Origin of the sequence: uncultured Hyphomicrobium sp. (genome assembly GCF_902826555.1) — a bacterium.
Taxonomy (GTDB): Bacteria; Pseudomonadota; Alphaproteobacteria; order Rhizobiales; family Hyphomicrobiaceae; genus Hyphomicrobium_C.
In genome coordinates this window covers 1-6,901 of the sequence record NZ_CADEFI010000071.1, presented here as the reverse complement: position 1 = coordinate 6,901, position 6,901 = coordinate 1, and the positions used below count along the sequence as shown (strand labels likewise).

Sequence of the window (6,901 nt, the reverse complement as noted above, 5' to 3'; positions counted from 1 at the left end):
CGTACCGGCCACCTTGAAGTCCATGTCGCCGAGATGGTCCTCGTCGCCCAGGATGTCGGAGAGCACTGCGAAGTCCTCGCCTTCCTTGATCAGGCCCATGGCAATGCCCGCCACCGGCGAGCGCAGCGGCACACCGGCATCCATCAGAGCCAGCGACGTACCGCACACGGTCGCCATCGACGACGAGCCGTTGCTCTCCGTGATCTCGGAGACCACGCGCAGCGTGTAGGGGAACTCATCAGCCTTGGGCAGCAGCGGGCGGATGGCGCGCCAGGCGAGCTTGCCGTGGCCAATCTCGCGGCGCCCCGGAGAGCCCATGCGGCCCGTCTCGCCGACCGAGTAGGGCGGGAAGTTGTAGTGGAGCAGGAAGCGCTCCTTCTTCGTGCCCTCGAGGCTGTCGATGTACTGCTCGTCCTCGCCTGTGCCGAGCGTCGCCACGACGAGCGCCTGCGTCTCGCCGCGCGTGAACAGCGCCGAGCCGTGCGTACGCGGCAGCACGTGCACCTCGGAGAGGATCGGACGCACCGTCTCGAGATCGCGTCCGTCGATGCGCCGCTTCGTCTTCAAGACGTCGCCGCGCATGATGTCCATTTCCAGCGCCTTGAAGGCGCCCGTCAGCAGCACCTTCTCGTTGGCGTCGTCGGCCGGAATCTCGATGCCCTCGATCACCTTCTTCTTGGCCTCGGCCACCAGATCCTGACGCTTGCCCTTCTCCTTGGTCGAGAAGGCGGTCTTGAGGAGATCGCCGGCGATCGTCTTCACCTGCGCCTTGTACTTGTCCGTTTCGGGAAGCTTGATGTCCCACGGCTCCTTGGCGGCCTTCTCGGCCAGCTTGATGATGGCTTGGATCACCGGCTGGAAGTGCTTGTGGCCGAACATCACGGCCTCGAGCATCAGCTTTTCGGAAAGCTCCTTGGCCTCGCTCTCGACCATCATCACGGCATCCTCGGTGCCGGCGATGACGAGATCGAGCGAGCTCTCGGTCATCTCGTCGATCATCGGATTGAGCACGCACTCGCCGCCGATCACGCCGACACGCGCCGCGCCGATCGGTCCGAGGAACGGCAGGCCCGAAAGCGTCAGCGCCGCTGAGGCTGCAACCATGCCGACGATGTCCGGATCGTTCTCGAGGTCATGCGACAACACCGTCACGACGACCTGCACTTCGTTCTTGAAGCCGTCGACGAACAGCGGGCGGATCGGACGGTCGATGAGACGCGAGGTCAGCGTCTCCTTCTCGGTGGGGCGCCCCTCGCGCTTGAAGTAGCCGCCCGGGATCTTGCCCGCGGCGTACGTGCGCTCCTGGTAGTTGACGGTGAGCGGGAAGAAATCGATGCCCGGTTTCGGGCTCTTGGCGCCGACGACCGTCGCCAAAACGCTGGTCTCGCCATACTGCGCATAGACGGCGGCATCCGCCTGGCGGGCCATGTGCCCGGTTTCGAGCTTGAGCTTGCGCCCGCCCCATTCAATTTCCACGCGATGAATATCGAACATGCTCGTTCTTTCGTTCTATCTCTGTTTCATGTCTCTTTGATGCGCGGCTTCCTTAGCACGAATGCCGACGGCGCCGCGAACCCAAAAGGTTTGCGACGCCCGTCTTTCCTCTAAATCACGAGGTTTCGGAGCCGGAAAGCTCTGCCATCGCCAGCCCGGAAAAGCGCGCGCTCAGCGGCGAATTCCAAGCTTCTCGATGATCTTCTGGTAGCGCGCTTCGTCCTTGCGCTTCACATAATCCAGAAGCTGACGGCGCTGGCTCACCATTTTGAGCAAGCCGCGACGCGAGTGATTGTCTTTCTTGTGCGCCTTGAAGTGCTCGGTAAGGCCGTTGATGCGCTCGGTCAGAATTGCAACCTGCACCTCGGGTGAGCCGGTATCGTTCGCCTTGGTGGCGTTGTCCTTGATAACCTTGGTCTTGTGTTCGAGCGTCAGCGACATCGGGTTCTCCTTTCGATTTGGAGGGCCAGCCGCTTGGGACTCGATAGAGTCGAGCAGGCCGGCCGGGAAAACGGCCATAGCCGGGATGTCGTCCAGCCAGGTCGCAATGAATCCCACTCCAAGCCCTGAGGCCGAGCAGGATGGCGCTTTATACACATTCGAGAACGGCGGGCGAGGGAAAGTTGCGATAATCGAAACAAGGATAGCCGCCGTTGCGCACGGACGCTCGCCGTACCCATTGAATTTATTGCATAAATTTGAAAGAAAGTTGCATGTGCGCGAACCATCGTTGCAATGACTGCAACAAGCACCCTAGCCCCGCGACCCCTCGCTCAGGACCCGCACCGCCTCATCAAGCTGCGGATCTGCCCCGGCGGCATACGGAATATCGAACGGAACCTCGATCGTCGGCGCCACGCCCACGCCTTCCAGCCGCTCACCCGCATCCACGGCCACGTCGTTCACGGCGACCATCAGAAAGCTGCCGTCTGAGAGCAGGAAACCGCGGCCGGCCAGCAGCGCCCCAGCCGTGCGCGTGCCGATCACCTCGCCATAGCCATACTTTTTGAACCCGTAGGCAAGCACCTCCTTGCCGCTGCGCGTGCCGTTGTTGATCAGCATCGCCACCGGCTTGCGCCATTTGAAGCTCGCGAATGAGGTTTTGCCCGTGCGGTCCGTGAATGTCAGATCCGGCGCACGCGCGTTGAAGAGATCGAGGAAATGCGGCCGCGCTCCTCCCCACCCGTCGCGCAGATCCCAGATCAGAGCGTCTGCGTCCTTGAGCTTCCCTGTGGCAAGCTCCTCCTCGAGAATGTCCTGGTAGTCCTGCCCGGCGTACGACCAGACATGGATGTAGCCGATACGCTTGCCCGCGGCCTCGATGAGGCGAGCGCTGTCGCGCATGGCGGCGCGGAACGCCTTGCCGGGTTCGATGCGCTCGGGGCGCACCTCGACGACGGAGACGGGCCCGTCCCGTTCGCGGCGGATCGAAAGCGTGACCGCCGAGCCGACCTTGTCCCGGAACGACCGCACCGGTTGAAACGGCGCACCATCGACGGTCAGGATCTCATCGCCCGTCTTGAGATCGGCCTTGCCGGCAGCGCTTCCCGCAAGAATGCCTGTGATGAACGTCCTGCCCTCGATCTCGCGCGTGAAGATGCCGATGCCGGGGTAGGAGACGCCGTTGGGAAAGTGCTTCTGAAGATCGTTCCTGAGTCCAAACCGGAAAATATCGACGAGCTGATAGTAAGACGGCTCCTCGTCCGTGGCGTAGATCATGTGCGAGGCATCGAGTTCCGCCAACATGGCATTGATGGCGGCAGCCCTGCCTTGCTTGCTCTCCGCGGAAAGATACTGCGGACGGTGACGGGCAATCACGTCATCCCAGTCACGTCCCTTGAGCTGCGCATCGTAGAAATTGTTGCGCACGATGCGCGCGGCTTCGTCGAAGATCTCGGCGCCAGGCTCCTGTCGCGCCCACGCGGGCGCTTGGCCTGCATACGCCAGAAACCCCGCAATCACCGCCAAGACAAAGGCGGTTCGAAGCGATGAAAAATGTCCGTACGCAGGGTTCGAAATACGCATGGCTGCGTATATAGGTGCGCGCCGCCCGTTGACCAGATGCGGATCTTCCCGGAGCGGATCGAGAAAACCTAGCCGCCGAAATTGAACACCCGCGTCGGGTGCAGCGCACCTTTCTCGATCTCGCCCAAGGCGATGATCCGGCCCTTGGACATCGCATACGCCGCCCCGCCCAGGATTGGCGCGTCGCGCCCGCGGATCAGGATGCTGCGCCCCTGCGCGAGATCGGCTGCATCCGACGGGCTGACGTTCACCTCCAGGATGTTCCCAAGTGCCATCTCGACCGGCTGCAGAAACGATGTCAGATCTTCGCCCGCCTCCGCCGCGTCCTCGATCTCGTCGAGCCCGACGGATTCGTCCTCGGCAAACGGTCCGACGCGTGTCCTCCGAAGCCCGATCACATGTCCGCGGCAGCCCAGCGCACGGCCCATGTCGCGCGCGATCGCGCGTACGTAGGTACCCTTGCCGCAACGCGCTTCGAACACCGCCGTATTGCCGTCCGGAACGTCGACGAGACGCAGTTCATCGATGACGACCGGCCGCGCCTCGAGTACGACCTCCTCGCCGTCGCGTGCCAGCGCGTATGCCCGCTCGCCATCGACCTTGATGGCGGAGAATTGCGGCGGCACCTGCATGATCTCGCCCGTGAACTGCGGCAGCAGCGCCTCGATGTCGCCGACCGTCGGCCGGCTGTTGCCGGTCGCGATCACGTTGCCTTCGGCGTCGTCCGTCACCGTTTCCGCTCCCCAGCGCACCGTGAAGCGGTACACCTTCTCGCCGTCGACCGCGAATGACACCGTCTTCGTCGCTTCCCCGAATGCGATCGGCAGGATGCCGGTGGCCAGCGGATCGAGCGTCCCCGCATGCCCCACTTTCTGCGCGAAGTAGAGCCGCTTCAGGATGCCAACCGCGCGCGTCGACGTCATCTCGAGCGGCTTGTCGAGCACCAGCCAGCCGTGAACCGGATTGCCCTTCTTGCGTCGTGCCACTTCAAGTCCCTCCCGCGGGAGCGACCAACGCTTGCCCGAGATGTGCAATGCTGCGGTCTTTCGCGTCCTGGCCGATGTTCGCGAATATCTCACGCACGAGCTGATCGCGCTCGCCCAGCGAGGCAAATGCGTCGTTCGGCACGAAAAAGAACAGGTTTCCATGCGAGACGACGAGCCCATCGGGCTCGATCAGGATCTGCGCAATGCCTCTCCACTTGAGATAGTACTCGATGTTGTTGGTGTCGATGCGCAGTCCGCCGGGCTCCTGCCGGAACGTCACCTCGGCATCGTAGTCGGCGCGCGATTTGGATTGCCGCTGCGCCCACGCCCTGATGACGAAGATCCCCGCGAGAAATAGAGTAAGCAAAACCAGAAAACCCGCCCCGTCAGGCCATCCCATCACCGCGAGTCGCTGCTCCACGAACGGTCCGGCAAAGCACGTAAGAAGAAACACCGCGATCCAGCCCACGGTCACCAGCCAAACGCGCCCGAAGGCTTTTCGGCTCATGGTACGGCTGAGCTTTACCAGCCGCTTGAACGGAACGTGATACGTGAGCTCGCGGTCCAGCACGGGGCTAGTCCTTCTCCACATCCCGGCGCATACGCTCGCTGTGCAGGAGCCGGTCGATGCGATTGACCTCCTCGAACGTCTCGTCCTCGCGGAAACGGACCTCGGGCGCCACGCGAAGGTCCACGGCGTGCGCAACCTCCCCGCGGATGAACTTGCTGTTGCGGGTCAAAGCCTCGAGAACCACCTTGGTGTCCTTGCCGCCGAGCGGCATGACGTAAACCGTCGCCAATCGCAGGTCCGGCGACATGCGCACCTCCGTGATCGTCACGACGTGCGACGCCAGCACCTCATCGTAGATTTCGCCGCGGGCCAGCATCTCCGCGAGCTTGTGGCGGACAAGCTCCCCTACCCGCAACTGCCGCTGCGACGGCCCCTTCGCCGAATTAGCTTTTTTTCTGGACATATCGTCTTCCCACCGGAATCGAACCGGCACGAGGCCAAAGCCTCTCTTAACAAATGTCGGCCCCCAAAGGGGGCCGGGGAGCAAGGCGACCCGGGCCAAATGGCCCGCCCCACGGAGGCCGCCCGTTCGCCGAACGGCGAACGGAACACGGCCGTGAGTGCATCAGAGACTTCTCTTGATGGTCTCCACCTGGAAGCACTCGATCTCGTCGCCTTCGCGGATGTCCTGGTAGTTCGCGAACGCCATGCCGCATTCCTGGCCGGCCGGAACTTCCCTCACCTCGTCCTTGAAGCGCTTCAGGATCGACAGCGTGCCCTCGTGAATGACGACCTTGTCGCGCAGCAGGCGCACCTTCGCGCCACGCTCGACCTTGCCCTCCGTCACCACGCAGCCCGCAACCTTGCCGACCTTCGAGATGTTGAACACCTGCTTGATGGAGGCGTAGCCGAGGAACACCTCGCGCTTGGTCGGCGCGAGTAGGCCCGACATGGCCGCTTTCACGTCATCCACCAGATCGTAAATGATGTTGTAGTAGCGGATCTCGATGCCCTGGCTATCGGCCGCCTGCTTCGCCTGCGTGTTGGCACGCACGTTGAAGCCGATGACGACCGCCTTCGACGCCGAGGCCAGCGCGATATCCGATTCCGTGATGCCGCCGACGCCGGAATGCACGATGCGCGCCATGACTTCGCTGGTACCCAGCTTGTCGAGCGAGCCCGCGATCGCTTCCACCGAGCCCTGCACGTCGCCCTTGATGACGAGCGGGAACTCCTTCTTCCCGGCCTCCTTGAGCTGCTGCATCATCTGCTCGAGCGTGCGAGCCGTTCCCGCACCACCCAGCGTCTCGCGACGCTTGCGGATTCGGTAGTCGGTGATCTCGCGCGCGCGGCCCTCGTTCTCGACCACGGCGATCTGATCGCCAGCTTCCGGCGCCGAGTTGAAACCGAGAATCTCCACCGGAATCGACGGTCCGGCACTCGCGACATTATCGCCCTTGTCGTCGACGAGCGCGCGCACGCGGCCCCAGGCCGTACCGGCCACGACGATGTCGCCCACATGCAGCGTGCCGCGCTGAACGAGCACGGTACCCACCGGTCCGCGCCCGCGCTCGAGCTTCGCCTCGATGACGATGCCCTCGGCCGAACGATCCGGATTGGCCTTGAGCTCGAGGATTTCCGATTGCAGGTGGATCGCCTCGAGCAGCTTGTCGAGATTGGTACGCTTCAGCGCCGAGACCGGAATCTCGAGCGTCTCGCCGCCCATGCTCTCGACCACGATCTCATGTTGCAGGAGCTCGGTCTGAACGCGCTTCGGGTCCGACTGCGGCTTGTCGATCTTGTTGATCGCCACGATGATCGGCACCTGCGCCGCCTTGGCGTGGTTGATCGCCTCCACCGTCTGCGGCATGACGCCGTCGTCGGC

The 6,901-nt window shown here is 63.3% G+C and carries 7 protein-coding genes; all 7 read right to left on the bottom strand.

Features of this window, described 5'->3' with window-relative positions:
* Positions 1-1,494, bottom strand: a 1,494-nt coding sequence (gene pnp, locus QZV93_RS17385; RefSeq protein WP_295559963.1) for a polyribonucleotide nucleotidyltransferase, incomplete at its 3' end; no start/stop codon positions are given.
* A 171-nt stretch (positions 1,495-1,665) separates the two neighbouring features.
* Positions 1,666-1,935: a 30S ribosomal protein S15 gene (gene rpsO / locus QZV93_RS17380; protein ID WP_295559961.1), complete on the bottom strand. Its 270-nt coding sequence runs from the start codon at positions 1,933-1,935 to the stop codon at positions 1,666-1,668.
* 312 nt (positions 1,936-2,247) lie between these two features.
* Positions 2,248-3,456, bottom strand: a complete 1,209-nt coding sequence (locus tag QZV93_RS17375) for a S41 family peptidase (protein ID WP_295559964.1) — start codon at positions 3,454-3,456, stop codon at positions 2,248-2,250.
* Positions 3,457-3,587: 131 nt separating this feature from the next.
* Positions 3,588-4,505 (bottom strand): tRNA pseudouridine(55) synthase TruB, encoded by a 918-nt coding sequence (truB, locus tag QZV93_RS17370; RefSeq protein WP_295559960.1) that lies wholly within the window; start codon positions 4,503-4,505, stop codon positions 3,588-3,590.
* A gap of 1 nt (position 4,506) precedes the next feature.
* Positions 4,507-5,076 carry a YcxB family protein gene (locus QZV93_RS17365; protein WP_295559958.1) on the bottom strand — a complete coding sequence of 190 codons (570 nt, stop codon included), beginning with the start codon at positions 5,074-5,076 and terminating at the stop codon, positions 4,507-4,509.
* A gap of 4 nt (positions 5,077-5,080) precedes the next feature.
* Positions 5,081-5,479, bottom strand: a complete 399-nt coding sequence (gene rbfA / locus QZV93_RS17360; protein WP_295559956.1) for a 30S ribosome-binding factor RbfA — start codon at positions 5,477-5,479, stop codon at positions 5,081-5,083.
* A gap of 162 nt (positions 5,480-5,641) precedes the next feature.
* The coding region (gene infB / locus QZV93_RS17355) for a translation initiation factor IF-2 (RefSeq protein ID WP_295559954.1) at positions 5,642-6,901 on the bottom strand (1,260 nt) is incomplete at its 5' end.